The organism is Arsukibacterium sp. MJ3, from assembly GCF_000987765.1.
Taxonomy (GTDB): Bacteria; Pseudomonadota; Gammaproteobacteria; order Enterobacterales; family Alteromonadaceae; genus Alishewanella.
In genome coordinates this window covers 1-24553 of record NZ_LAHP01000015.1, presented here as the reverse complement: position 1 = coordinate 24553, position 24553 = coordinate 1, and the positions used below count along the sequence as shown (strand labels likewise).

Sequence of the window (24553 nt, the reverse complement as noted above, 5' to 3'; positions counted from 1 at the left end):
CTGTAAAGATAACATGGCACGCGGCTATAAAAAATGTCCGGCAGAATAAAGAATAAGCGAAGTTCAGTCAGCATTAAGTCTGACCTGACTATAACTACTGTACTTGTGTTAAGTGTCGTCTGTTAAGTGTCGCCATTCTCGTTGGCGACAAACCGAATCACGTGGAGGTAACCATCATGTATAGCCGCAGTTTAAGCTTAAAAGCGCTATTCCTGAGTGTTCTGTTGGTATGTAGCTTTAGCCTTAAAGCTAACGATTCGCTGTCTCAGGCAGAACTGGACCAAATATTGGCCCCCGTGGCGTTATACCCTGACACGGTATTAACTCATGTACTGATTGCCGCAACCTACCCATTGGAAGTAGTGCAGGCAGCCCGCTGGTCGGAACGTCATGCCGGTTTAAGTGGTGATGCCGCAGTACAAGCTGTTGAATCAGAAGATTGGGAGCCTAGCGTTAAAGCATTAGTCGCATTTCCTGATCTGCTGCAGCGACTCAGTGATGACTTAGCCTGGACGCAGCAACTGGGTGAAATGTTTTTAACAGATGAAGCAGCCGTTCTGGCCAGTATTCAACAATTACGTGAGCGTGCCTATCAACAGGGTTCATTAGATAAAATGAAGCATCTGAATGTACAGCGCGAACGTCAGATCATTGTTATTGAACCCCGCCAACCAGAAGTAATATATGTGCCCTACTATGATACCCGGGTGGTGTATGGTAATTGGCGCTGGTCTGCTTACCCGCCGGTTTACTGGCACGCACCACGTGGTTTTCATACCAGCAGTTACTTTTATTGGGGACCAAGCTTCAATGTGCGGCCATCATTTTACTTCAGTATTTTCGACTGGCACCAACACCATATTGTGATAAATCAGCATTACTATCATAACCCGCCACGTTATTATCCGCGGCGCAATAAACACTACACCGATGCCAGTCGTTGGCAGCATGATAGCTATCACAGACGAGGTGTGCATTACCGGCACGAGGTGTTAAACCGCCAGCATAATTTTGGTTATGCCCGCCAGGTCACTAAAGAATACCGGGCTCAGCCGGCCAATCGTCGTGATTATGCCAACGACAGACAGGTTAGCAATAATCAGGTTAGCAATAGTCGCGAACGAAATCAGCCGGACTATCAGCGTCGCACTGCAGATCAGGTAAATTTGCGCCAAGCGCCAGCGGTAACGTCCAGCCGTCAGCTAAACGAGCAACAACGCGCACAAAGACCGGAACGGGAGCTTCGCGATAGCCGCGAGAACAACCGTGACACTAAAGTTATCCAGCAACGGGAACAGCAATTAAATACAACGGTAGTTCGTCCAGCTGACACTTACACTCGCCAAAACGGTGAGCGAGTACAGCAAACGAGACCGGAGCAAAGAATAACGCCTGTACCACGGCAACAACCGCAAGTGCAGTCACAAAAACAACCGCAGCACCAAGCACAGCAGGTACCACAAGTACAGCGTCAAGCTCAACCGATGCCTCAAGCTCAGCCGCAGCGCCAAATGCAACAAATGCAGCGGCCGCAAGTACAACGCCAAGAAGTAAGCGTTAGCCGGGAGGTTCGCGGTGAACGTGCTAGCCGCCGTATAGAGTAACTCGCGATTTCGCTACCCGCTACCCGCGCAAACCTGCCCTGCTAAACAAGCAGGGCTGGTTTTTTAGTAACTGCCTGATAGCCTTTACTGGCCTACTGACACGCTTTTACGCGCTGGCTGCGACTAAAGTGGGGGCTGGCACTTGTCTGGTCAGTGCTTTACAGTATTCGTATTCATTACTATTCAGGCAACGCCCTTATGGCCGACTCTCCATTAAACTGGCAGCAGTTGCTGAAGTCCGGTAACCGGATTTTTATTGGCTCGCACGCCGCCGTGCCGGTAGCGCTTATCGACAACCTAATTAACAATGCCCACAACCTGCTCGATATTGAAATAGTGCAGCTGGTTACGCTTTCCGATAACAAATGGGCAGAGCCGCAGTATCAGCATGTATTTAAAGTAAACACGTTTTTTATTGGTGGAGAAACTATTCGACAGGCTGTAGCTGAAGGCCGGGCTGACTATACCCCTTGTTTTATGACCGACATACCGGCTTTATTTACCGAGGGCGTGTTGCCACTAGACGCGGCCCTGATTATGGTAAGCCCGGCCGACGAATATGGCTATCATTCGCTGGGCGTCTCGGTTGATGTGGTCTCTGCCGCCGCCAAAGCTGCGAAAATAGTTATTGCTCAGGTTAACCTGCAAATGCCCATTACTTATGGCCAGTCATTTATTCACCGTGATGACATTGATACGTTTTTTTATGCCGATCAGGCACTGCCTGAAGTTGCCATGCCAGAGCTTGATCCGCGCACCGAACGAATTGGTCAATACGTTTCATTGTTAGTTGAAGATGGCGCCACGGTGCAATTGGGTGTAGGCCGCATTTGTGCCGCAGTAACGCAGTATCTTAGCAACCATAAAGATTTAGGTCTGCACAGTGAAATGATCACGGATAGTGTGCTGGAGCTGATAAAAAAAGGCGTGATTAATAACCGCCGTAAAACCTTTCATCCGGGTAAAAGCGTTGTAAGTTGTTGTATTGGTAGTAAGGCGCTGTATCAGTTTGTTGATAAAAACCCACACATTGGCTTTTACCCCAGCGAGTATGTTAATTCGCCGGCCAATATTGCCCGCAACGACAAAATGGTGGCAATAAATAGCGCCATCGAAGTCGACTTAACCGGGCAGGTGGTGTCTGACTCCATTGGTCATCAGTTTTATAGTGGTATTGGTGGCCAGGTCGACTTTAGCCGCGGCGCGTCGATGAGTAATGGTGGTAAACCCATTATCGCCCTGCCCTCTACTGCCAAAAATGGCACTATTTCACGTATTGTGCCGCACATTCAACAAGGGGCCGGCGTGGTCACCAGCCGCGGCCATGTGCACTATGTAGTGACCGAATTTGGCGTAGCATCACTGCGCGGAAAAAGTGTTCGGGAACGGGCGCTGGAGTTAATTCGGGTAGCACACCCAAAATTTCGCAGTCAATTGTTAGCCGAGGTACGCAAGTTTTTCTGGGTACCGCATTATCAATTACAAACACCGGTAGAAGTGGCCGAACTGGGCGCTGTTGGTTTTAAAGAACTACAAATTAACGGTGAAAGTTTTGACTTACGGCCATTAAACCCATCGGATGAACGACGGTTGCAAGAGTTTTTTTACTCCCATACCAAAGAAACGCTGCAAATGCGCTATAACACCGTGCCAACGCAAATGAGTCGGGAAAAGTCGTGTACGTTAGTCAGTGTTGATCAAACCGAGGATTTAGCACTGTGCATTGTTAAACAAAAAGGCTCGATAGTTGAAATTCAGGCCGTTGGCCGCTATTACCTGATTAAAGAACACAATAGCTGTGAAGTAGCCTTTGTTACCCGCGAAAAACATCAAGGAAAAGGCATGGCAAAACGGTTATTGCAACAAATGATCGACATTGCTACCAGCCGTAAGCTTAGCAAAATGATGGCCTATGTCCGGGCTGAAAATAAACCGATGCTAAGCGTTTTTACCAAAGCAGGCTTTAAACGTAAAGGCTATGACGACCCTTCTGAAGTTTATCTGGAACTTGATTTAAGCCTTGCACCAGCCAAAGGAGCCAGCTGATGGCCATTACTGTTTTTAGTCATGCAATTTGTCGCCAGCATAGTGCCGGCGATGATCACCCGGAAAGCCCACAGCGGTTAGATGCCATAAACGATCAGTTAATTCGCTCCGGGCTCGATTACGTAATACAACAAAAAGATGCCACGCCCGCCAGCAAAGCCGATTTGTGCCGGGCGCACAGTACCCTTTATGTTAGCGAGCTTTATGCCAAAGCACCCGCCAGTGGCCATATCTGGCTAGACCCAGACACCCAGATGATGAATAAAACGCTGCCGGCAGCGCTTTATGCCGCCGGCAGTGGCATTAATGCTGTTGATGAAGTAATGCAAGCCAGCGATAAACAAGCATTTTGCGCTATTCGCCCGCCAGGCCACCATGCCACACACGATCAGGCAATGGGCTTTTGCTTTTTCAATAATATTGCTATTGCTGCCGAATATGCGCTTAATCACTATCAGCTAAAACGGGTGGCTATTGTTGATTTTGATGTTCATCATGGCAATGGCACTGAAGATATATTTAAACATGAGCCCAGAGTATTGTTTTGCTCATCATTTGAATATCCGTTGTACCCGCATACCGGTGCCGATACGGTGTCTGATCATATTATTAATTTACCACTAGCCGGTGGCTGCAAAGCCAGCCAGTGGCGCCAAGAAGTAAGCCAACACTGGTTACCGGCGCTAGATGCTTTTGCACCCGAGCTTATTTTAGTGTCTGCTGGCTTCGATGGCCACGCCGAGGACGACATGGCGCATTTTATGCTGCGCGAAGAAGACTACCACTGGCTGGCTACTGAATTAAAACAGTTAGCAACCAGACATTGTCAGGGCCGGGTAGTTGCGATGCTGGAGGGCGGGTACTCGCTAAGTGCACTGGGGCGCAGTGTCGTGGCTTTTTTAAAAGGGCTAATGTAACAAAATCAGCTAACCAAACAGCCACTTTGCTGTGGTTTCATTGATTTAGAACAAAGTAACCGGCGGAATAGACTGCCGCCGGTTTTTTTATTGATCTAGGCCAATATTCTAATCTTGCTATCACTCACAATGACCGCAGAACTTATCTGTGGAGCATTTTATGAAAACATCGTTAATTATTATCCCGCTTATTTCCGCGTTGGCAGCCGCACCGGCTGTTGCTGATTTTGCTATTAATGTTGGTGCTATCAGTGTTGCACCAAACGACAGCAGTTCCAGCTTAAATGTGATTGAACAAGTTGCCGGCTTAACCAGCGGCTCAACTGCGGTAGCGGTAAACAGCAACACGCAATTAGGCCTGACAATGGATTATCGGTTTCAATCAAACTGGGCCATACAGTTAATCGCTGCTACGCCGTTTAGCCATGAAATGACGGTGCAAGGTTCTGCCATCGACGGCCTTAAAGTGGGTAAAACCAAACACTTACCACCTACCCTGCTGGCGCAGTATCACTTTATGCCAGCAAACCAGACATTTGATCCGTTTGTTGGTGTTGGCCTGAATTACACGCTTTTCTTTGATGAACAGGTCGACAATGAATTAACAACAGCGCTGCAGGCACTGGGCGTAACCAGTGCTAACGACAGCGTAACGTTAAAGGCAAAAAACTCGATTGGTTTAGCGCTGCAAGCCGGTGTAAACATTAAATTTAGCGATAATCTGGGCCTGCATTTGATGCTGAGTAAAATGGATATTGATACCACCGGCCGGGTTCAGGTAAATGGCAACACCGTGCAAAGTGTTGATATTAATATCGACCCTTATGTGGCAATGATAGGCCTGCGCTGGACACTATAGTTATCGTAAGGCAAGCGCATAGCTAACAAAAACCCTGCAACAGCAGGGTTTTTCATAAAGACCAAACGGGTTTACCCCAGCCAGACCCGAGCGTTACGGAACATCCGCATCCAGGGGCTGTCTTCCTGCCAGTCATCCGGGTGCCAGGAATTTGCAACAGTACGAAATACCCGTTCAGGGTGCGGCATCATAATACTGACCCGGCCATCTTTAGTCGTCAGTGCCGTAATACCCGCGGGCGAGCCATTAGGGTTAGCCGGATACTGTTCGGTTACTTTACCCACGTTATTAACAAAGCGCATTGCTACCGTGCCACTGTGGTTGGCCTTGGCAAAGGCGTCGCTACTGGCAAACTCGGCATGGCCTTCACCATGAGAAACCGCGATTGGCATGCGTGAACCAACCATACCACTGAAAAACAGTGACGGACTTTGCTGAATTTCTACCAGGCTAAAACGGGCTTCAAAACGCTCTGATTTATTGCGCACAAAATGTGGCCATAAATCGGCACCCGGGATCAAGCTTTTCAAATTCGACATCATTTGACAACCATTACACACCCCTAACGAGAAAGTAGTTGGCCGTTCAAAAAAGGCAGCAAATTGCGCCCGGGCAAGGTCGTTAAACAACACCGACTTAGCCCAGCCTTCACCGGCACCCAGTACATCACCGTACGAGAACCCCCCACAGGCAGCTAAACCGTTAAAGTCGCTTAACTTAACCCGGCCGGCCAAAATGTCGCTCATATGCACGTCAATGGCATTAAAACCTGCGCGGTTAAAGGCAGCCGCCATTTCCAGATGCGAGTTAACTCCCTGCTCACGCAATATGGCCACTTTCGGGGCCGCTCCTTTTAAAATAAAAGGTGCAGCTATGTCCTCATTTACATCAAAGCGTAGTTTTACATTTAAACCAGGATCGGCGGCATCAGCTTTAGCCGCAAACTCTTCTGCAGCACTGGCCGGGTTATCACGCAGTGCCTGCATCTGATAGCTGGTTTCGGCCCAGATACTGCGCAAGCGGCTGCGACTGTCGCTGTATACATTGTTTGTGCCGCGGACAAATTCCAGCTTATCGCTTTGGCTTACCATACCCAAAGTATGGCTGCAGCTTGCCAGCTGGTGCTGGGCCAACAACTGCTGCACATAAGCCAGTTCGCTATTCGCTACCTGAATAACCACGCCGGGTTCTTCACTAAATAGTACCGCTAAATCGTCCTGGCCAAGGTTGCTAATATCCACTTTAAAACCAGCTTTACCGGCAAATGCCATTTCAGCCAGCGTTACAAATAAACCGCCGTCTGAGCGGTCGTGGTAAGCCAGTAATTTTTGTTCGCGAACTAATTGCTGCACTGCAGCAAACAAATTCAGCAATAACTGTGGGCTGTCTAAATCGGCCGGCGTTTCACCCAGCTGCTTATACACCTGAGTTAAACATGATGCACCTAAACGGTTAGCACCCTGGCCTAAGTCGATTAACAACACGCTGCTGTCGCCTTTATCGGTGCGCAGTTGTGGCGTGACCGTTTTACGAATATCTTCTACCCGGCCAAACGCTGTGATCACCAGTGACATAGGCGAGGTAACCGCGTGCTCTGCACCATGTTGTTGCCAGGTGGTTTTCATCGACATCGAGTCTTTACCCACCGGGATGGTTACTTGTAGTGCCGGGCATAACTCTTCGCCAATGGCTTTTACTGCCGCATATAAACCGGCGTCTTCACCCGGGTGCCCCGCAGCCGACATCCAGTTGGCCGATAGTTTTATACGCTTTAAATCACTGATATCACTACAGGCAATATTGGTAATGGCTTCGGCTACCGCTAAACGGGCTGAGGCAGCAAAATCCAGCAAGGCTACCGGCGTGCGCTCACCCATGGCCATGGCTTCACCATGATAAGTGTCATAGCTGGCAGCAGTAATACCGCAGTTAGCTACCGGCACCTGCCAGGGGCCAACCATCTGATCCCGAGCTACCAGACCAGTAACCGTGCGATCGCCAATAGTAACCAAAAAGGTTTTTTCAGCAATAGTTGGTAAGCGCAGTAAGCGCTCAACGGCATCGGCAATGCTAATACCATCACGCTTAAATGGCTGGCCAGCAGCCTGAGCACTTTGTACGTCGCGGTGCATTTTCGGCGCCTTACCCAGCAGCACACTTAACGGCAAGTCAATGGGCGTGGTGCCAAAGTGCTGATCGGTTAAGGTTAAGTGCTTATCGCTGGTGGCTTCGCCTACTACCGCATAAGGTGCACGTTCTCGCTGACAAATTTGTTCAAACAACGCCAGCTTTTCTGGCGGAATGGCCATAACATAGCGCTCTTGCGACTCATTACACCAAATTTGTAACGGCGACATACCGGGTTCATCGTTTGGCACATTACGCAGCTCAAATTTGCCCCCGACACCGCCATCATTTACCAGCTCAGGAAAGGCATTCGACAAACCACCCGCGCCAACATCATGAATAAAACAAATGGGGTTGTCCTTACCCAGCTGCCAGCAACGGTCAATAACTTCCTGACAACGTCGTTCAATTTCGGGGTTTTCCCGCTGCACTGAGGCAAAGTCTAAGTCTTCTGCCGACTGGCCTGACGCCATTGATGACGCAGCACTACCACCCAAGCCGATATTCATGGCCGGGCCACCTAACACCACGAGCTTGGCGCCAGGGGGTAACAGGCCTTTTTGCACATGGTCTGCCCGAATATTACCTAAACCACCCGCGATCATAATGGGTTTATGGTAACCCCTTACTTCCTCGCCGTTATGGCTGGTGACTTTTTCTTCGTAAGTACGGAAATAGCCATTAATGGCTGGCCGACCAAATTCGTTATTAAAGGCCGCGCCACCTAGTGGGCCTTCCAACATAATATCCAGCGCACTGACGATACGCGCCGGCTTACCAAAATCTGTTTCCCAAGGCTGCTCAAAACCCGGAATACGTAAGTTAGACACCGAAAAACCGACCAGGCCGGCTTTCGGCTTCGAGCCCACGCCAGTAGCGCCCTCATCCCGAATTTCGCCACCCGAGCCGGTAGCTGCACCAGGGTAAGGGGAAATAGCCGTTGGGTGGTTATGGGTTTCAACTTTCATTAAAATATGAATATCTTCGTGATGATAATGATATTCACCGCTGCCCGGTACCGGGAAAAAGCGCCCGGCCACTGAGCCGGTCATTACCGCTGCATTGTCTTTATACGCTGATAACACATAATCCGGAGTGTGTTCATAGGTGTTTTTAATCATCTTGAACAACGATTTTGGCTGCACTACACCGTCGATAGTCCAGTCGGCATTGAAAATTTTATGGCGGCAATGCTCAGAGTTCGCCTGAGCAAACATATACAGCTCAATGTCGTTTGGGTTACGGCCCATTTGCTGAAAGTTAGTCACCAGATAATCAATTTCATCATCAGCCAGCGCCAGGCCCATCGCCATGTTGGCATCGGCCAGTGCTTGTCGACCACTGTGCATAATATCTACTGAGCTTAAGCTAGCAGGTTCAGCCTGGCAAAATAACGCACTAGCCTGGCTAAATTCACTAAACACCACTTCCATCATTCTGTCGTGCAATGCGCTACAAAGCGTTACCAGTTCAGTGGCATCTAACGGCCGGCTGCTTTGCACGTAATAAGCCATACCACGCTCTAAGCGAGTTATTTTACTAAGGCCACAATTGTGCGCTATGTCACTGGCCTTTGACGACCACGGCGAAATGGTGCCTGGCCTAGGCGTCACTAAGAATAACTGGCCAGCAGGTTCGTGGCTGGCAATGGCTGGACCATAGGTTAGTAGTTTATCCAGCTTACTTTGCTCATCGCTGCTTAGTGCCGCGCGATTGTTAGCAAAGTGCATATATTCGGCGTAAATTGTCGTTACTGGTAAGGCCCGCTCTGTACAATGGTCAAGTAACTTGGCAATTCGAAATTCGGACAGTGCAGGTGCACCACGCAGGATCAACATAGGCTAGGTTTCCGTTGGTTGAGCGTCGGGGGAAGCTGATTTTAGTGCGCTATTATAAAGACATTTCACGCTAAGTGGTATGTGAAAAAACTGACTACCCCGCTTAAGTTTGATATAACAGCACACAACGACGTAAATAGCAGGTTTTGCATGCAACTAAAGGCGTTTTTCTGGCTGGCTGTTTGCCTGCTTAGCGCATGTGCGCCAGTGGCAGAAAACACCTCTCAGCTCGACAACATTTATCAGCGCAACAGCCTGCGGGTTGGCCTATTGCATGGCCCCACCAGTTATTTTATTGGGGTTGATGGCCCAACCGGTTTTGAATATGAGTTGGCGCAAACGTTGGCGACTAAACTGGATGTCGAACTAGAGTTGTTTCCTAGTTACCATCTGGACGAACTGCTGCAAAAACTGGACACCGGCCAGGTCGATTTTATTGCCGGCGGCCTTACGCTTACCCCGCAGCGGCTTAGTCGTTATCGGGCCGCGCCGGCTTATCGCTGGATCAGCGAACTGTTAGTCTTTCGCCAGGGTAATGACTGGCCGCGTTCCATGGCTGATATTACTGAGCCCATCGTGGTAATAGAAAACAGCAGTCATGCGCAAACACTGACTCTGCTTAGCCATGATTACCCAAACTTACGCTGGTCAGAACAAAAGGATCTTGATGCTGACGACGTGCTGCAATTAGTGGTTGATGGCAAAATTCCTTATACTCTGACTGACTCTAACCAGTTGGCGATTAACCGGCGTTTTTATCCTAATTTAAGTATTGGTTTTACTGTCAGCGACAATCAGCCGGTTGGCTGGCTGTTAGCCGATAATAGCGATGATTCACTGCTGACAGTACTGATTGAATTTTTTGGCGCTATTTACCAAAGTGGTGAGCTTATTACGTTGGAAGACCGTTATTTTGGTCATGTCAGCCAATTCGATTATGTTGATACCTTAAAGTATATTGAAGCCATAACGGCAAGCTTACCTGCTTTTAAACCCTTATTTATGCAATATGCCGGGGAACTTGACTGGCGTTTATTGGCAGCATTAGCATATCAGGAGTCACATTGGGATCCTAAAGCCCGCAGCCCCACCGGGGTGCGCGGCCTGATGATGTTAACACTGCCTACAGCTCAGCAAATGGGCGTTAACAGCAGGCTCGATCCTGAGCAAAGTATTCGCGGTGGCAGCCGTTATTTGCACCGACTAGTGAGCCGGATCCCAGAGCGGATTGCTATGCCAGACCGATTATGGTTTGCACTGGCCTCCTATAATGTTGGCTGGGGTCATGTTGAAGATGCCCGAATTCTTACCCAAAAAGACGGTGTAGACCCAGACAAATGGCTTGAAGTAAAACAACGGCTGCCGTTACTGCGGCAAAAAGCAGTGTATCAACATACCCGTTACGGCTATGCCCGTGGAGATGAAGCCGTCATGTATGTTGAAAATATTCGCCGTTATTATGACACACTAGTCTGGACCGACGAAAAACAACAAGCTGAACAACGGCTTGAGCAACAACGACAGCGGTTAACTGAAGAGCTACTGGCCGACCCCACCGCATTAGCACCCTACGCCCAACCTTAACCACCGATTGAACCATAAAGTTGCAACATTTAAGCACAAGCGCTTGTTGTCGGGCGGCGGCAGCCCTATAGTAGTGGCATATAGGTTTAATAAGATGTAAGTAACCAGGTGTGGCATGCTAAAACGAAAAAAACCACCATTAAAACGCCGTAAGCTTAGTGCCTTCGCCATTAGCTCCAGCCGGCGGCGGGTAAAGCGCAATACCGACTTATTGAAACTGCATCGCAGACGACGTAATTTCCAGACTATTATGCAGGATCATCCTGGCCTGCAGGATCATCCACCGCAAGACCCTGCTGCAAATTAGTTTGCTTTAACGCTTTCTTTTCTTGACGTCGTTTTTTGAAAAATGCCGATAACATGGCCGCACATTGCTCGTGTAATACCCCGCCGGTTACTTCAAGTTGATGGTTAAGATCAGGGTGCTGCACTACATTCATAATGGAGCCGGCAGCCCCGGTTTTATAATCGCTGGCGCCGTATACCAGCCGCGCCACCCTGCTGTGCACCAGCATACCCGCACACATGCTGCAAGGCTCAAGCGTGACATACAAGGTACAGTCGGTTAAGCGGTAGTTCTGTAAACGACCACCTGCCAGTCGCACTGCCTGCATTTCAGCATGGGCCGACGGATCATTTAGGCTAATCATCTGATTATACCCTTCACCAATAAGCTGGCCGTCTTTCACTATTACAGCCCCAACCGGCACTTCACCGGCCTGCTCGGCTTTTACAGCGAGTTCCAGCGCTTTGGTCATCCATTGTTGGTCGGTCATACACTCTTACAATTTTTTCGAACACCTGTATGCAGTTTACCACTACTATCTGCTGATATTGACTACACTTTTGTGGTTTATACTACACCCTGCATAACCTAAATAAAGTATGCTTATGTTTTATATCATTATTAATAAAATGGCATTAAGCTTGCTTTTGCTTGTTACCGAATAAAAAAAGGAAGAACACCATGGGACCATTTGAAATTGCCGCACTGGCCATTATTGGCGGCTTAAGTTACTCAGCATTCGATTCATATAACAAAAATAAAGGTAAAGGTAAAAGCCAGGAAGTCACCGAATTAAAAGCGCAGCTCGACAAATTAAAACAGCGGGTGAGTACGCTGGAAACGATTGTCACCGACAAAGCTTATCAACTTAAAGATCAAATTAATAAGCTGTAAAAACCACCGATTAGACTATCAACGGCTGCCAAACCCACTGGCAGCTCATAATTCCCACTCATAAAAATTTAACCACTATTTAGTCAAAAACACTATTACAAGTTCTTGCAACGGGTATTTTCGCAACGCCATAAAAATAAACCATTGTTTTATATAGCAATTTAATCATGGCATAGCTCTTGAAGTATGTTTGTTAATACAACATAAGGAACTATGCTCATGAACAACACTGTCATTATTATTCTCGCCGTATTACTTGGCATTTACTGCCTGCCAACCATTCTGGCTATTATCGGCTCAGTATTTGGCATTCTGCTTGGCCTGGTAGCCGCCGTATTGGCCCTTGGCATTACCGCTGTATTTACCCTGGCACCATTATTATTGTTTGGGTGGCTGGTGTGGTGGTTAGTGCGTGACAACCGCAAGCAACGTCAGTATTAATAGGCAATGACACCTCTGCTATTACGTAAACAATGGCAGAGGTGTCATATTACAAAACAAGATTATTGCTTTAAAAATCGGCGCAACCGCAGCACATCCCGCACTACCTCATAGCCTGGGATAAGCGCAAAGAAAACCAAACCTATCCTAATGCTTTGCTGCAGCGTGTCCGGGCTGAAATAAACGGCCCAGCGCTCGGTATCCAGCTGCAGTAAAGGCCCAGCCGCAGCAAGTAGTAAAAACATTGTAAAGAAAGCCAGATTAACCAGCACATTTAGCGTTAATGATTGCCGGCTCCAGATTCGACGGCGTAATTGCCACAAACTGCTCAACACACCCAGCACAATAAACGGGCTAAACCACATAAATAACTGCAACGAATGTTCACTAAATACAGAACCATCCGTTGCCGCCTCGCTAAAATATTGTTGCCATAGCGGAAACCAAATAAGCAGTAATAAGAACGCATAGGTGGTCAAATCGCTGAAGATATCACTGAGGCTAATATGCTGCCAGCTTTCGCCAACAGCAGGTAGCTCTAGCGGTTGCCATTGGCTATAGCCTTTACAAGGGCCTGACTGAGTATTTTCCGGCATCAGCGCAAACCCCAAGGTAATGGCGGTAAATCCAAAAACCGCATCCTCAATAAAACCAGATGCCACCCCCATGATAAATAGTAGCAGCCCCATGTCAGCGCCCGCTAACCAGTTTTTGGTTACAAACACCACCTGCAGTACAAATAGCACCCCTAATACCATAAACAGGGTATGTTTATACAGCGGCATAACCTGCAACGGAATCAACGGTACAGCAGGGTAAAACTGCCGGGCCACTAGCGTTGGGTGCCCCATTTTTTTCAGTACAACAGCAACTTGCTGCTCATTAAGCTGACTACCTTGCTGTTCAGCCAGGGCATCCAGCTCGTCCATAATATTAGCATTAAGTTCCCGGCCTATTTCCTGGCGTTTTTGCTCGGGTAATTCGCGCTGCACCGCCGCGATATAGCGTTTAACTAAGTCCATTAACCTTGCTCCTCTGTCGGTTTTGCTTGCTCAGGTTGCAACAGCGGCAACAAAGCATTGTTTAAGGTGCTCCATTCCTGGGTAAGTTGTTGCAGCAGTTCAGCACCTAATTCAGATAACTGATAATAACGCCGCTCACGCCCTTCACCCTGCTGCCATTCGCTTTCAAGTAAGCCCTGATCCGCCAGGCGCCGCACCAGTGGATACAAAGTACCTTCATCAATATCTATACCCGCGTCTTGTAAGTGCCGGCGCAGCGAGTAGCCATAGTGCCGCTGGCGTAACGACCCTAATACCGCTAATACCAGCACCCCCCGGCGCAGCTCCAAACGCATTTTGTCTAATTGAGCCGTTGTCATAAGCCATCCTTTTATACTGTGTAACACATACTGTGTGATGCACAGTTACAATACTAGGCGCCACACAGTATAAAAGCAAGCAATCAAATAATTTATATTTATCGTAAGGGGGTATTTAAAGCGTGTTGATGTTTACCGGGTAGAAAAAAGGAGAGCAAAGAGAACAAGGAGAAAAATACACCAGCACAAAAGCAACATTGCGCTAGTGTAAAAAAACGCTATTTAACCGCAGCTGCAATCGGTGTACTGCCATCAAATAATTCAAAAATGCGGCTATTATTGACGGCATTTGTAGCAATATGCAGTAGTGCGTTAGCTACGTTTTCCCGACTAATTTTAGCATCTGAATTATTAGCAGGCCTGTTGGTAGTTACCTGAATGGAAGCACTATGGTTAGTCAAGCTGCCAGGACGAACAATGGTATAGGCTACGCCGCTATTAATAAGCTGTTGGTCTGCCATGTGCTTGGCTACCAGATAAGGTTTCATATCACCGCTAATAGCTTCCGGGTCGTCAGCACCAATTGAGCTAACCAGTATAAAGTGTTTTACGTTATGCGCTTTGGCGTATTTAACCGCTTTTACTGCCGCCCATAAGTCAATAAGCATCGTTTTGTCAGCCCCGGTACTGCCGCCTGAACCAGCGACAAAAATCACTTGCTCGCAGTCTTGAAATGCCATGTTAAAATTACCTTCCAGATCTTGCTCGGTAATGCTCAAAAACGGGCTGTCAACATCGCTCAATTTAGCTTTATCACGTACCAGTGCAACCACGTGTTGTTTAGCGTTAAGTAAAAGCTTAGTAGTCATTTTACCAATTTGTCCGCTCGCGCCAATAATTAGTGTCTTAGTCATTTCTCACTCCTTTACATTAAAATTATATTCGCTGTTACTGCGTTGGCATTAGGGTAATTTCACGTATAGCGCATCTTGTATTGGCAGAAATAGCATACAACACCGCATCTGCTATATCGCCAGGATCTAACTTGTCTGGTTTGGCTTCGTCAAAAAATGGCGTGTTGACCATGCCAGGACATATGGTGGTGCAACGACCGTTCCATTCAGCCATTTCAGCGGCTAAATTTTGTCCAAAACCGTAAGCAAACCATTTAGAGGCGCCATACACTGACCCTTTCAGGGTTATCTTGCCAGCAATTGAACTGGTAATAATGAAATGTCCCTGCGTTTCTTTTAATGAGGGTAAGCTGGCTTTAGCCGTAAACAATAACGCATTAATATTAACATCCAGCATGGTTTTCCATTCAGCCGCATCACCCTTTTCAATGCCGGCGGCGTTTACACCGGTGCCCGCATTAGCGAAAACAACGTCTATTCGGCCAAATTTTTCTTTAGCTTTTTTAACCACGTGTTTAATCTCGTCCAGTTTTGATACGTCTGCCGTTACTGCCAACACTTTATCTTCCCCCCACCGCTTTACTATTTCATTCAGCTTATCGGACCGTCTCGCCGTAATAACGGCTTTGTGTCCGGCTTCTATTACCTTATCGACGGTGGCAGCACCTATGCCGCTAGAGGCTCCGGTAATCAGTACTATTTTTTCATTCTGCATAGTGGTTATCCTTAATTTAAGCGATATGGCTGTTTAGCCTGTTGGTAACGCAGCAATATCGATACCAGTTTAAAAATATCGGTGCAGGCCAATAAAATCAGGGAATGCGAGAATTATTAAGCTCAATAAATGGGCAGGCATCGTAATAATGTTATTAAAGCATGTAAGATTTTCATGCTATGAAGACACTACACCCATAAATTAAGACCATTCAATGCATAGTGACCTTTGCCTAGCGAAATACCTTTATTTATTAGCCGCTGAGATAAGCAAGAAAAGTTCGCACAACGAATTTCGCGACAAAAAACTCAAAAGTGACGCTTGGCACAGACACGTCTACACTTTGCATTGCTACTTATTCCAATGGAGGCTGACTTATGTACAGCAGTTCACTCCGTCAGTTCGGCGGCTATCTGCAAACCCACTGGGGCTCCCCGCGCCGAATTCGATTCTGGCTGCTCGCGCTGGTCATCGCGTACACCTTGCTGGGCTTTTTGGTTTTGCCCTGGTTGGTCCGGTACCTCGCAGTGAACACCGTTCAGGAAGACTTTGGCCGCGAACTTCGCATAGCGTCGGTACAGGCCAACCCCTTCACACTGACGCTGCGGATTGATGGGGTTGCTCTTGACGACATCGACAACCAACAGCTGCTTAGCTGGGACAGGTTGTTTATTGATCTTGGCTGGTCGAGCATCATCAACAGGGCCTGGACTTTTAAAACAATCAGATTCAACAAGCCGATCATTCAGGAAGAACGCTTCGCTTCTGGCGAAACCCGCTTCTCGCGGCTAGCCGCCCTGCCGCCTGACCAAGCGTCAAGAAAAGATAAACCTGCACCGCTGCCTGCGCTGCGGATCGCCATACTGCAGCTGGAGGACGGTGTTCTGCACTTCGCTGACAACCTAAAGGACACTACGGCTGCTGGCGCGGGTAAAGCGAAACAGGTATCGCTGACACTGCAGGACATTGGACTAACCATAAAGGATTTAACGTTGCAGAAATCTACGCGCTTCCCGGTGCAGCTGGCGGGGCAGCTCGCGCAAGGCGGTAAGCTCGCTTTCGACGGTACGCTTCAACTACTACCGACTACCGCCCTGGAGGGCAATGCCACTATTGATGAACTGGCGCTATTTCAGGTTGAACCCTACCTAAGGCAGTTCGCTGATGTGCGACTTAACAGCGGAACACTAACCCTGAGCGGCCAAATTCATTCCGATGCACAGCAACCCTTTGCTTTTAAGGGCTCCGCCGGCATTGGCGCGCTAAGCATCAGTGAAGGGCCCAATGACGAGCCACTCATCGGCTTGCGCCGCCTTCAGACCGAACAGCTCGATTTGCGCCTCAAAGAAAAACAGATTGAGACCCACTCCATCGCCGTTGAAGGTCTGTTCGGCCGGGTTGTGATCCACGAAGACCAGAGCACCAACTTCGGACAGCTCGTGGCAAAGCCGCCAGCCGACGCCAAAAACAGTAACAATAGTGCGCGTAAAAACGACACAGACGAGGAGCTAGCCCCATTCAGTATCACCATTGAAAGTATTGAGCTGACCGACGGCGCCCTCCGGTTTGCAGATGACTCCCTGCCGCTGCCCTTCTCGACAAGCATCCACACGTTGAACGGAGCGATATCGACGTTAAGCTCTACCTCGGCCGAGCCGGCGCGGGTTAAGCTGGAAGGCCAGGTCGCAGAGTTCGGCCTGGCGCACGTTGACGGTGCCGTCCACGCCTGGCATCCGACAAGCCAGACCAATGTAAACCTGAGGTTTCGCAACCTTCAGGTCCCGGAATACTCTCCTTATACCGTGAATTTCGCCGGCCGCAAGATTGCGGGGGGTACCATGGACCTTGATCTTGACTATACCATCGATAACAAGCAACTCGACGGCCAAAACAATCTTGTACTTCGTGATCTGATACTCGGCGAAAAGATGGCGTCCAGCGACGCCATGGACCTGCCACTAAACCTCGCCATAGCCCTACTCCAAGACAGCAATGGTGTCATTGAGCTAACATTACCGGTAACCGGAAATGTTGGCGATCCAAAATTCAACTTCGACAAGGTTATTCGACAGGCACTGGGAAACGCTATTATGTCTGCCATTCAAGCACCTTTCAGTTTTCTGGCAAGCCTGGTCGGCGCTGATCCAGAAGATCTTGGCCAGATTGAGTTCCCGCAGGGCCGTGCCGACCTACTTCCTCCCCAACGCGAGCGCATTGCCAAGCTCCGCAAGGCCCTCAATCAGCGCCCAGCACTGGTCCTGGAGCTCGCCGGCCCTTTCAGCAGGGTGTTCGATGGTCCTGCCCTGCAACGTCAGAAAGCCATCGACGCCTTGCGGCAACGCCTTGCTGAGGTGGGCCTCAACGTCGCCGCTCCCAGCCTGACGACCGAGTCCAATCAAGATATGGTAGAGACAATGTTCACCACGTATTACCAAGCGGCTGGCCTGGCGGATGCAAAGGCGCGTTTCACTGAAAAACAAAATGCGTCATCCAATGGAACCGGATTTGACGCCCTGGCCTATCGCAACCACCTGGCCGAACGGGTTATCGCCGCACAAACTGTTACCAACGTTGAGCTCGAAGCCATCGCCAACGCCCGCGCATCAGCAGCACGGGACGCCCTAATCAACCAAGATGAGGATACAGGTATCGCAGCTAACCGAGTGCGCCTGCTAAAACCCAGAGAGGTCAATTCAGTGGACGGCGAGCGTATTGCCATAGAAGTTGCTATCACCGTGGATTGAGCAAGCGAGCAAATATGGCGCTAGAAACAGGCCCAAACACACCCGGGCTTGTCCAACAACAGGATAGGTCGCAGCAGCTGAACTTACCTCTTTTTTAAGCACCAGCAACGACTAGCAGTACGAATACGAAAATGATCTCGCCGACCAACGTAGCATTAATATTCAAGTGAGCTCGCCTTGTATTTTATAACCGCTTATTCAAAAGCTCTAAATCCGCAAGTTGCAGCCAAAACTACCTTTGAATTTTTTTGATTGTCTGAGTTTAGTAGTGATAACGGCACGAGATTATCGTCGTTACATTATCATCAACTGCATAGACTAACCGATTTATATCATCGATGCGCCGAGACCAAAAACCAGCTAAGTTTTCTTTTAACGGCTCTGGTTTACCAATACCTTCGAAAGGCGAACGTTTAACATCGTTTATCAGTTTGTTTATACGCTTAAGCGTTTTTTTGTCTTGAGTCTGCCAATATAAGTAATCGCTCCAAGCTTCATCAGTCCAGGAAAGTAAACGATTACTCATCAATTAAGTCTTTTTGAGTGACGTTACCAGCCTTGAATTGTGCAATTGAGCGACTCAAATGCTCTGCATTTGATGGTGAACGAAGTAAATGCACCGTTTCCATCAGGCTGTTATAGTAGTCCAGTGACATAACAACGGCATCTTCTGAATCACGACGAGTAATCACTGTTGTATCAGCATCATTCACCACTGCATCTAACACCGCTTTTAAACTGTTTCTTGCTTCTGTAAAAGACACAATTCTCATAAAACCTCCACCTGTACGTTAGACAAGACAAGTATAGTCTAGCTACAGAGACATGTACAGCGAGTAGGACATATGTATACCCGAGCTTGTCCAACAACAGGATAGGTTTTATGTTGGCACACCAGACTTAGGGTTAACGCCATAATCATTTGTATCATGGCTATCTTGAGCTAAGAAAACCACACGCAAACAATGCCGGAATAAAGTTACTTACTGACACAGTTAAAACTTGCTTGTGCTTAGCGATAAGGGCGCCGACTTTTCTGTGCGACAGCTAATTCGGCAATATAATGGTCTGGACCGAACGGACAAGCGTGTGCGACCAAACTCCATCCTTATTGCCATTGGTCAAATAGACTACAATATAATGATCATCGAGATTGTCATCGAACAGTATACGCGCCCGGACCTTGGTGCCACCATCATGACTAACTTCGTGCCAACGCCCCCACTCACCATAGTCCCAACCGTTTGCAAAAAAGCCTGTAGCACCGTTAGCAAGTCTATAGGGCTGCCATAGGCGCAGCAGCTCAACCTTTGAAACAAGACGCCCATGCGCTAAGGCAGACATGAATTTGCCTAAATCATCCAGTGTCATATACGCGCCTACATGTGCGATGCTGTAATCCGGCCATGAGATAGACAGAGCAGGCTCAATCTGACCTGCCCCCGCCCGATAGCTTTTAACAAGGCGAGCTTCAGGCACATCAGCAAGATTGAGCCACGTCTCGTGAAGGTTAAGCGGTTCGATGATTCGCTGGCGCAGTAGCTCGCGATAAGGCGTGTCTGTTATGACCTCAAGTACAGCAGCAATCACCAGATTATTGGTGTTGGTATAGCTCGTACGCTCACCCGGTGCTGATACAAGCGGTAATTTGTGTAACTTTGCAAATACGGCATCTAAGCTAGCTGGAAACGGGCGCGAAAAATCATTGCTGTCAAAATACTCAGGAATACCCGAAGCATGATTAAGAAACTGCTCGATTCGTATACTACGCCAGGAAAGGGGTAGATTGTCGACATATTGTGAAGCTGGAGCAGAAAAATCAAGTTTTCCTTCTTCCTGTAACTGCATAGCGAGCGTGATGGTGAACAGCTTAGTGATGGAGTAGACAGGAAAGACCGTCTTCGGCGTTACAAGTACACCATCTTCGATCGCTGTGACACCGATGGCATTTCGGTACAAAATATCGCTGTTGTGCAGCACAAGCACGGCTTGACCGGGAATTCCGTGTTTTTGCGCATTTTCAACCAATTGAGCATCAATTGCATCACTGTTATCGATAGTTGACTGTTGAGTACATGCAGTACAAAGAGATAACAAATAAAGTAAAGCAAACACACTGAATTTGGTCATTTAATATCCACATCTAAAGATTACATCGCAATTGCACCGACTTTGCTTTTGCAAGCTAACGCCCGCCACAAACGCGAGCAACTTGTTGCGAGTCGAGCGCCCAGAGGGCGCGTTTTTGATGGCGCTTGTTAGCACTTAGCCACCGATGTACGCAATTTGGTATGTTTGGTCAAAGTTTTCAATTAATCGATCCAGAGTTGCCAAGTTCATTTCATTAGGTTTAAAGCCTTTACCGTACTTAGCAACGTTATCTCTATGAAGCTTTAGTTTGGCAAGATCCTTTGCCAAAAACCCAGCTGTAGCCAAAACATAATCGTTCCAGAGAAAAGGCGAATTACTTTGCTGCTCGTCAGGTAACAGCACAGCTGAAACGATTTCAAGAGCTTTATTACTTTCACCAGAAAAAGCGTACATTTGCAACAAATGCCATTTAAGCGATGTTTGGTTAGCATTGTTGCTAAGAATATATTTATCAATCAGAAGAGCGGCTTCTCTGTAGCACTTCCTCGCTTCCAAAGCTCGCCAACCATTCCCTGGAGTTTGATCAAACTCTTCATAAGTGAGTTTCAAATTATTGCTTAATCCATTCATTAACAATGAGTCACAGTCAGCTCTTACAGCGAATGCGAAAGCAAATAGAATTGTGAAAATAATTGGCCGGCTCATGAGTAATTCCCTTTAGTGCTAACGCCCGCAGCACGCGCGGCTTTGTAGTGAAGGCGAAGCCGCAACGGAAAAGCCGTCGCTGTGCCTGCGTTTGTTATGTGCTGACAAGTTATTTCCCCAGTACCTGTATCATTTTGTTATGATGCTCAATATAGCCCGTTACTTCGAAAACGAGCTTTAAGCCCTCTCGAAAAGACTCATAGTCAAACTCTTTGTAATCGAAAATATTCTGCCCAAGCGAATGAGACTCCCGATTAATGTATCTGCAAAATGCCTGGTGCTTATTCCCCTGTAACTCTGGCATTTGGATTACGTTGCTCAAGTCTTGTTTTTGAACAAAATTGAAAAAATACTCTACGATATTTCTCATGCAATTAGCTATGAGAGCGGGGGGCTGCGCGGAATCAGTGACTACAGACCAGTAGGAGTGGTAATCGTTCTGAACTTCTTCGTAGCTCATTTTAAGTATCTGGCTACCTGCATCATTTTTAAACAACCGAAACAGTTTCTGCTGTTCATTTCTTCTTTTGTGGTTTGAGTCTGCTAATTCGTAGAAAAAGTACAAACTATGCGTAAGCACAAAAACTTGCTCAAAATTCGCTGAATCAAAAAATTCGCTTTTAATTAGCCGTCCAATATTGAAAACAAATATATGAGATAGACTCGATATTGGGTCATCAATGACCACCACTTTCTTTCCTGGAACTTCTGAAGCGTTCCGCTTGCCTTTACATAACTCGCAAAAGTATAGAAAGCTTATGATCATCTTCTCACCTTCGCTGAGAGACGAAAAATCGGCTGTTGAATTTCCTAGACGCACGATTTTGTAAAGCGTGTCATTGTGTTTTGCTATTGAAAAATCGGATATGCCGATCTGAACCAGACCTATATTTATGTTATCTATAGCTTCTTCAATGTTGACGGTAGATTTTTGCAGTATTGAAATTTCGCTTTTCTTTGATGCGACAATGCCTGTAGCGACTTTTTCTCGCTCGTTTGATTCAGTCAGTTTCTGATTGGACGTTGTTACCTGAACTTCTAAAGCCGAGATAGTTTGGTCGTAATCCCAGCGCATCAAATCCCAAAACAATCGCTTCAACTTGTTTAATTCAGCATCAATATTCTCAAGTTTTTCGTTGTGCTTTGAGATTTTTGCATTTATTTTTTCTAACAACTCGTTAAAGTTCGCAACTTCGTTTCGAGTACTTTCAAGAGATACTCTCATGCTTGGTGAATTATTCTTGGCTGTTATTAGACTTGCGTTCTTCTCCAATTTTTTTGCTAATTTTCCATGTTGCTCTGTCAGTGCAGGTAGCTCTTCAATAGAGAATGGGTTTGACTTGTAGATGTCGAGCGAAGTGAGTTGTTCGAGTGCAGTGGAGTAACGGGACAAAAGACCCTCAATTTGATCAATTGAACTGCTATAAGACTCATCGAAATAGTTCTCGATTTGCTGGACGAGTTCCTGAGATATTGTACTTTCTTGACAAAATGGACAAGCGCTAGCCTCGTTTTCAGAAGGTGGTTCTAGGTAAACTAATCCCTTTTTTACCCAATCAGAATTTTTCATTTTTTCGATTAGCGCCGATACAGAGCTGTTGGTATTACCAACTATCACTTGCTCAAAGATAGGATCGAATTCGATTTCATGTTCATCAAGCTCCAAAAGATTCAGAGTGGAATACTGTTGAGCGGAATCTCCCCTTAAAGCCTCAACACCAGCCTTTAACTGAGGGATATCCGTATCCGGCTTATCAGCAGGTTTGGGTAAAGACGACAAATGAGAATATAAGGTCTCTTTGTTGCCCTTGAGGCCATCCAGAAAGCCTTCTAGAACTCGGTCTCCACCTGTAAATTCCTGCTTAATTTTCCAAGTAACGCTACATGCACTTGATCGTTTAGCTGAAAGTTCAGCCCTTTCATCACTAGCAATTTGTTGCTCTTTCTCTTCCACAAGAGCCTGTGCGCTGAGTTCAGCGTGAGCTTCATTGATGGCTTTCTCAATATCTTTATTTTCTTTGGAGAGACTGAATATCCCTTTTAGATCATCGGCGTCGTAAAAGTTTTCTTCGATGAACCTCTGATTGTAGACATAGAGCGATGCATCGTTAGCCATATCAACAGAGCAACCGTGATATTCGGGGGCTTCTGGTTGGTACAAATAGTTAGAAAGTGTGCTCTTACCTGAACCGTTTAGTCCGTAAACAACATTCACTTTTTTGTCAGTGGCCAAAATGGTTGCAGTTTTGTAGCTAGCGATATTCTGAATACTTATCTTGGAAATCATCTAGGAGCTTCCTTTAAGCACATAACGCCCGCCACAAACGCGAGCAACTTGTTGCGAGTCGAGCGCCCAACGGGCGCGTTTTTGATGGCGATTGTTAGCTACGCTCTTCAACATACTAATTTTTAATAGTTTTGCCTGTTAAAACTCTAAAAAGCATTCTAGGCATATAACCAAATACCGTTGTAAAAGTGAACGCCACCGCTGCAATAAAAAATAAAATCGTGACCAAAACGGTGACGAAAAATACATACCACTTGAAAGGAACAACCGTTGAATTAAACGACGCAACCTCACCATGGACAAATATAATAACTGCATACCAAGCCGCAATAGAAAGGGCTAGTGTCAACAATCTGAATATTGGTCGTATTTCATTGTCACTCATGTAGGCAGAAGACCTCTTTTCTAGCTAACGCCCCGCGCATGCGCGCGAACTTGTGAGCGTCGCAGGGGCCGGAGGCCCCGAATGACGCGGATTGTTAGGCTAGACTACTGCGGTTGCGCCCTAATAACTCGAAAAACTAATGGCTTTATACATACGTGAGAAAACCATGAAATCCCCGCAATTACCAATATACCTATAAGCGGAATTACTGCTCCAGTAAAAACTATTGAGCCAAATACATAACCAAAAATACACTCCGCTCTGTATATAGGCAGGAATAAACCGACTACTACCAAACCTAAAGACAAGTAAATTGCAACGTTCTCGTAGCCAATACTAAAACTGAGTGACTGTACAAGACTCAAGACCAGCATGCCGAAAAAACCGATGAGTACGACTCGTAAAATCTTTGTCCTTACTGGCGCGTCACCAGACTGAAGAGTTACACGCTTCTCTATCCGTACTGTAGAAAGCCAAGCCAAAAATGGGAGGATTAATAACCCCCACCAGTTTGATATTAAAGGATAATCAGAATGGTGCATCAAGTGATGGCCCAATATTCCACCATTCAAATGCTCCCACAACAGATGTCCAACTACGAATAATATGGTAATTGCAATCACGTAGTATTTTAATTTTTCGAACTGCTTTTCAGTCATGTTTATCCTCGGAGTGCGATGGTCGAAATATTTAGCCTAACGCTTGCAGCACAGGCCGAAACTCGCGCAGCGGTTGAGGTCCAGGCCACGCAGTGGCAGATTGTGACTGCACTTGTTATGTTTAAAATGCATAAAA

At 47.1% G+C, this 24553-nt stretch carries 21 protein-coding genes; 8 read left to right on the top strand and 13 right to left on the bottom strand.

What is annotated here, in order from left to right:
• Positions 1 to 176: 176 nt before the first annotated feature.
• The 4 genes from VT06_RS11785 (at position 177) to VT06_RS11770 (ending at position 5426) form a co-directional block, all read left to right on the top strand.
• Complete coding sequence (locus VT06_RS11785) at positions 177 to 1604, top strand: DUF3300 domain-containing protein (protein WP_046554516.1); 1428 nt, start codon at positions 177 to 179, stop codon at positions 1602 to 1604.
• Between the two features lie 198 nt (positions 1605 to 1802).
• A complete protein-coding gene (locus tag VT06_RS11780; protein WP_046554515.1) occupies positions 1803 to 3650 on the top strand; it encodes a bifunctional acetyl-CoA hydrolase/transferase family protein/GNAT family N-acetyltransferase in 1848 nt (615 codons plus the stop codon).
• A complete protein-coding gene (locus VT06_RS11775; protein ID WP_046554514.1) occupies positions 3650 to 4567 on the top strand; it encodes a histone deacetylase family protein in 918 nt (305 codons plus the stop codon). Before VT06_RS11780 ends, VT06_RS11775 begins: the two co-directional genes overlap by 1 nt.
• Before the next feature lie 160 nt (positions 4568 to 4727).
• Positions 4728 to 5426, top strand: a complete 699-nt coding sequence (locus tag VT06_RS11770; RefSeq protein ID WP_046554513.1) for an OmpW family protein — start codon at positions 4728 to 4730, stop codon at positions 5424 to 5426.
• A 71-nt stretch (positions 5427 to 5497) separates the two neighbouring features.
• Here VT06_RS11770 and purL read toward each other — a convergent pair whose 3' ends face one another.
• Positions 5498 to 9391 (bottom strand): phosphoribosylformylglycinamidine synthase, encoded by a 3894-nt coding sequence (purL, locus tag VT06_RS11765; RefSeq protein ID WP_046554512.1) that lies wholly within the window; start codon positions 9389 to 9391, stop codon positions 5498 to 5500.
• Between the two features lie 150 nt (positions 9392 to 9541).
• On the opposite strand from purL, the gene mltF reads away from it, so the two are divergent.
• Positions 9542 to 10975 carry a membrane-bound lytic murein transglycosylase MltF gene (gene mltF, locus VT06_RS11760; protein WP_046554511.1) on the top strand — a complete coding sequence of 478 codons (1434 nt, stop codon included), beginning with the start codon at positions 9542 to 9544 and terminating at the stop codon, positions 10973 to 10975.
• Between the two features lie 248 nt (positions 10976 to 11223).
• On the opposite strand, the gene tadA is transcribed toward mltF, so the two are convergent.
• On the bottom strand, positions 11224 to 11751 hold the full coding sequence (tadA, locus tag VT06_RS11755; protein ID WP_046554510.1) for a tRNA adenosine(34) deaminase TadA: 528 nt from the start codon (positions 11749 to 11751) through the stop codon (positions 11224 to 11226).
• A gap of 191 nt (positions 11752 to 11942) precedes the next feature.
• On the opposite strand from tadA, the gene VT06_RS11750 reads away from it, so the two are divergent.
• Together VT06_RS11750 and VT06_RS11745 are read left to right on the top strand one after the other, a co-directional pair.
• The gene (locus tag VT06_RS11750; RefSeq protein WP_046554509.1) at positions 11943 to 12155 is read left to right on the top strand and encodes a hypothetical protein; all 213 of its coding nucleotides are present in this window, start codon (positions 11943 to 11945) and stop codon (positions 12153 to 12155) included.
• Between the two features lie 219 nt (positions 12156 to 12374).
• Positions 12375 to 12596 (top strand): hypothetical protein, encoded by a 222-nt coding sequence (locus VT06_RS11745; RefSeq protein ID WP_046554508.1) that lies wholly within the window; start codon positions 12375 to 12377, stop codon positions 12594 to 12596.
• 62 nt (positions 12597 to 12658) lie between these two features.
• On the opposite strand, the gene VT06_RS11740 is transcribed toward VT06_RS11745, so the two are convergent.
• The 4 genes from VT06_RS11740 to VT06_RS11725 all read right to left on the bottom strand — a co-directional run bounded on the left by VT06_RS11740 (position 12659) and on the right by VT06_RS11725 (position 15546).
• Positions 12659 to 13618, bottom strand: a complete 960-nt coding sequence (locus tag VT06_RS11740) for a hypothetical protein (RefSeq protein ID WP_046554507.1) — start codon at positions 13616 to 13618, stop codon at positions 12659 to 12661.
• Positions 13618 to 13977: a PadR family transcriptional regulator gene (locus VT06_RS11735; protein WP_046554506.1), complete on the bottom strand. Its 360-nt coding sequence runs from the start codon at positions 13975 to 13977 to the stop codon at positions 13618 to 13620. Before VT06_RS11735 ends, VT06_RS11740 begins: the two co-directional genes overlap by 1 nt.
• 218 nt (positions 13978 to 14195) lie before the next feature.
• Positions 14196 to 14831: an SDR family oxidoreductase gene (locus VT06_RS11730; protein ID WP_046554505.1), complete on the bottom strand. Its 636-nt coding sequence runs from the start codon at positions 14829 to 14831 to the stop codon at positions 14196 to 14198.
• Positions 14832 to 14865: 34 nt separating this feature from the next.
• Positions 14866 to 15546 (bottom strand): SDR family oxidoreductase, encoded by a 681-nt coding sequence (locus VT06_RS11725; RefSeq protein ID WP_046554504.1) that lies wholly within the window; start codon positions 15544 to 15546, stop codon positions 14866 to 14868.
• Between the two features lie 377 nt (positions 15547 to 15923).
• Between VT06_RS11725 and VT06_RS11720 the strand changes: the two genes are divergently transcribed.
• A complete protein-coding gene (locus VT06_RS11720) occupies positions 15924 to 18290 on the top strand; it encodes a DUF748 domain-containing protein (protein ID WP_046554503.1) in 2367 nt (788 codons plus the stop codon).
• Positions 18291 to 18552: 262 nt separating this feature from the next.
• Here the strand turns inward: VT06_RS11720 and VT06_RS11715 are convergent, their stop codons facing one another.
• The 7 genes from VT06_RS11715 to VT06_RS11685 form a co-directional block, all read right to left on the bottom strand.
• Positions 18553 to 18816, bottom strand: a complete 264-nt coding sequence (locus tag VT06_RS11715) for a Txe/YoeB family addiction module toxin (RefSeq protein WP_046554502.1) — start codon at positions 18814 to 18816, stop codon at positions 18553 to 18555.
• The gene (locus VT06_RS11710) at positions 18809 to 19063 is read right to left on the bottom strand and encodes a type II toxin-antitoxin system Phd/YefM family antitoxin (protein ID WP_046554501.1); all 255 of its coding nucleotides are present in this window, start codon (positions 19061 to 19063) and stop codon (positions 18809 to 18811) included. Before VT06_RS11710 ends, VT06_RS11715 begins: the two co-directional genes overlap by 8 nt.
• Positions 19064 to 19337: 274 nt before the next feature.
• A complete protein-coding gene (locus VT06_RS11705; protein ID WP_046554500.1) occupies positions 19338 to 20420 on the bottom strand; it encodes a serine hydrolase in 1083 nt (360 codons plus the stop codon).
• Positions 20421 to 20555: 135 nt separating this feature from the next.
• Complete coding sequence (locus VT06_RS11700) at positions 20556 to 21086, bottom strand: hypothetical protein (RefSeq protein ID WP_046554499.1); 531 nt, start codon at positions 21084 to 21086, stop codon at positions 20556 to 20558.
• Positions 21087 to 21195: 109 nt separating this feature from the next.
• Complete coding sequence (locus tag VT06_RS11695) at positions 21196 to 23373, bottom strand: AAA family ATPase (RefSeq protein ID WP_046554498.1); 2178 nt, start codon at positions 23371 to 23373, stop codon at positions 21196 to 21198.
• 115 nt (positions 23374 to 23488) lie between these two features.
• Complete coding sequence (locus VT06_RS11690) at positions 23489 to 23758, bottom strand: hypothetical protein (RefSeq protein WP_046554497.1); 270 nt, start codon at positions 23756 to 23758, stop codon at positions 23489 to 23491.
• A 104-nt stretch (positions 23759 to 23862) separates the two neighbouring features.
• Positions 23863 to 24417, bottom strand: a complete 555-nt coding sequence (locus VT06_RS11685) for a hypothetical protein (RefSeq protein WP_052750240.1) — start codon at positions 24415 to 24417, stop codon at positions 23863 to 23865.
• Positions 24418 to 24553 lie beyond the last annotated feature (136 nt).

Excerpts from the sequence above, each read along its gene's own strand:
- VT06_RS11785 (WP_046554516.1), top strand. The coding sequence starts at position 177 with ATGTATAGCCGCAGTTTAAGCTTAAAAGCGCTATTCCTGAGTGTTCTG.
- VT06_RS11780 (WP_046554515.1), top strand. The coding sequence starts at position 1,803 with ATGGCCGACTCTCCATTAAACTGGCAGCAGTTGCTGAAGTCCGGTAAC.
- VT06_RS11775 (WP_046554514.1), top strand. The coding sequence starts at position 3,650 with ATGGCCATTACTGTTTTTAGTCATGCAATTTGTCGCCAGCATAGTGCC.
- VT06_RS11770 (WP_046554513.1), top strand. The coding sequence starts at position 4,728 with ATGAAAACATCGTTAATTATTATCCCGCTTATTTCCGCGTTGGCAGCC.
- purL (WP_046554512.1), bottom strand. The coding sequence starts at position 9,391 with ATGTTGATCCTGCGTGGTGCACCTGCACTGTCCGAATTTCGAATTGCC.
- mltF (WP_046554511.1), top strand. The coding sequence starts at position 9,542 with ATGCAACTAAAGGCGTTTTTCTGGCTGGCTGTTTGCCTGCTTAGCGCA.
- tadA (WP_046554510.1), bottom strand. The coding sequence starts at position 11,751 with ATGACCGACCAACAATGGATGACCAAAGCGCTGGAACTCGCTGTAAAA.
- VT06_RS11750 (WP_046554509.1), top strand. The coding sequence starts at position 11,943 with ATGGGACCATTTGAAATTGCCGCACTGGCCATTATTGGCGGCTTAAGT.
- VT06_RS11745 (WP_046554508.1), top strand. The coding sequence starts at position 12,375 with ATGAACAACACTGTCATTATTATTCTCGCCGTATTACTTGGCATTTAC.
- VT06_RS11740 (WP_046554507.1), bottom strand. The coding sequence starts at position 13,618 with ATGGACTTAGTTAAACGCTATATCGCGGCGGTGCAGCGCGAATTACCC.
- VT06_RS11735 (WP_046554506.1), bottom strand. The coding sequence starts at position 13,977 with ATGACAACGGCTCAATTAGACAAAATGCGTTTGGAGCTGCGCCGGGGG.
- VT06_RS11730 (WP_046554505.1), bottom strand. The coding sequence starts at position 14,831 with ATGACTAAGACACTAATTATTGGCGCGAGCGGACAAATTGGTAAAATG.
- VT06_RS11725 (WP_046554504.1), bottom strand. The coding sequence starts at position 15,546 with ATGCAGAATGAAAAAATAGTACTGATTACCGGAGCCTCTAGCGGCATA.
- VT06_RS11720 (WP_046554503.1), top strand. The coding sequence starts at position 15,924 with ATGTACAGCAGTTCACTCCGTCAGTTCGGCGGCTATCTGCAAACCCAC.
- VT06_RS11715 (WP_046554502.1), bottom strand. The coding sequence starts at position 18,816 with ATGAGTAATCGTTTACTTTCCTGGACTGATGAAGCTTGGAGCGATTAC.
- VT06_RS11710 (WP_046554501.1), bottom strand. The coding sequence starts at position 19,063 with ATGAGAATTGTGTCTTTTACAGAAGCAAGAAACAGTTTAAAAGCGGTG.
- VT06_RS11705 (WP_046554500.1), bottom strand. The coding sequence starts at position 20,420 with ATGACCAAATTCAGTGTGTTTGCTTTACTTTATTTGTTATCTCTTTGT.
- VT06_RS11700 (WP_046554499.1), bottom strand. The coding sequence starts at position 21,086 with ATGAGCCGGCCAATTATTTTCACAATTCTATTTGCTTTCGCATTCGCT.
- VT06_RS11695 (WP_046554498.1), bottom strand. The coding sequence starts at position 23,373 with ATGATTTCCAAGATAAGTATTCAGAATATCGCTAGCTACAAAACTGCA.
- VT06_RS11690 (WP_046554497.1), bottom strand. The coding sequence starts at position 23,758 with ATGAGTGACAATGAAATACGACCAATATTCAGATTGTTGACACTAGCC.
- VT06_RS11685 (WP_052750240.1), bottom strand. The coding sequence starts at position 24,417 with ATGACTGAAAAGCAGTTCGAAAAATTAAAATACTACGTGATTGCAATT.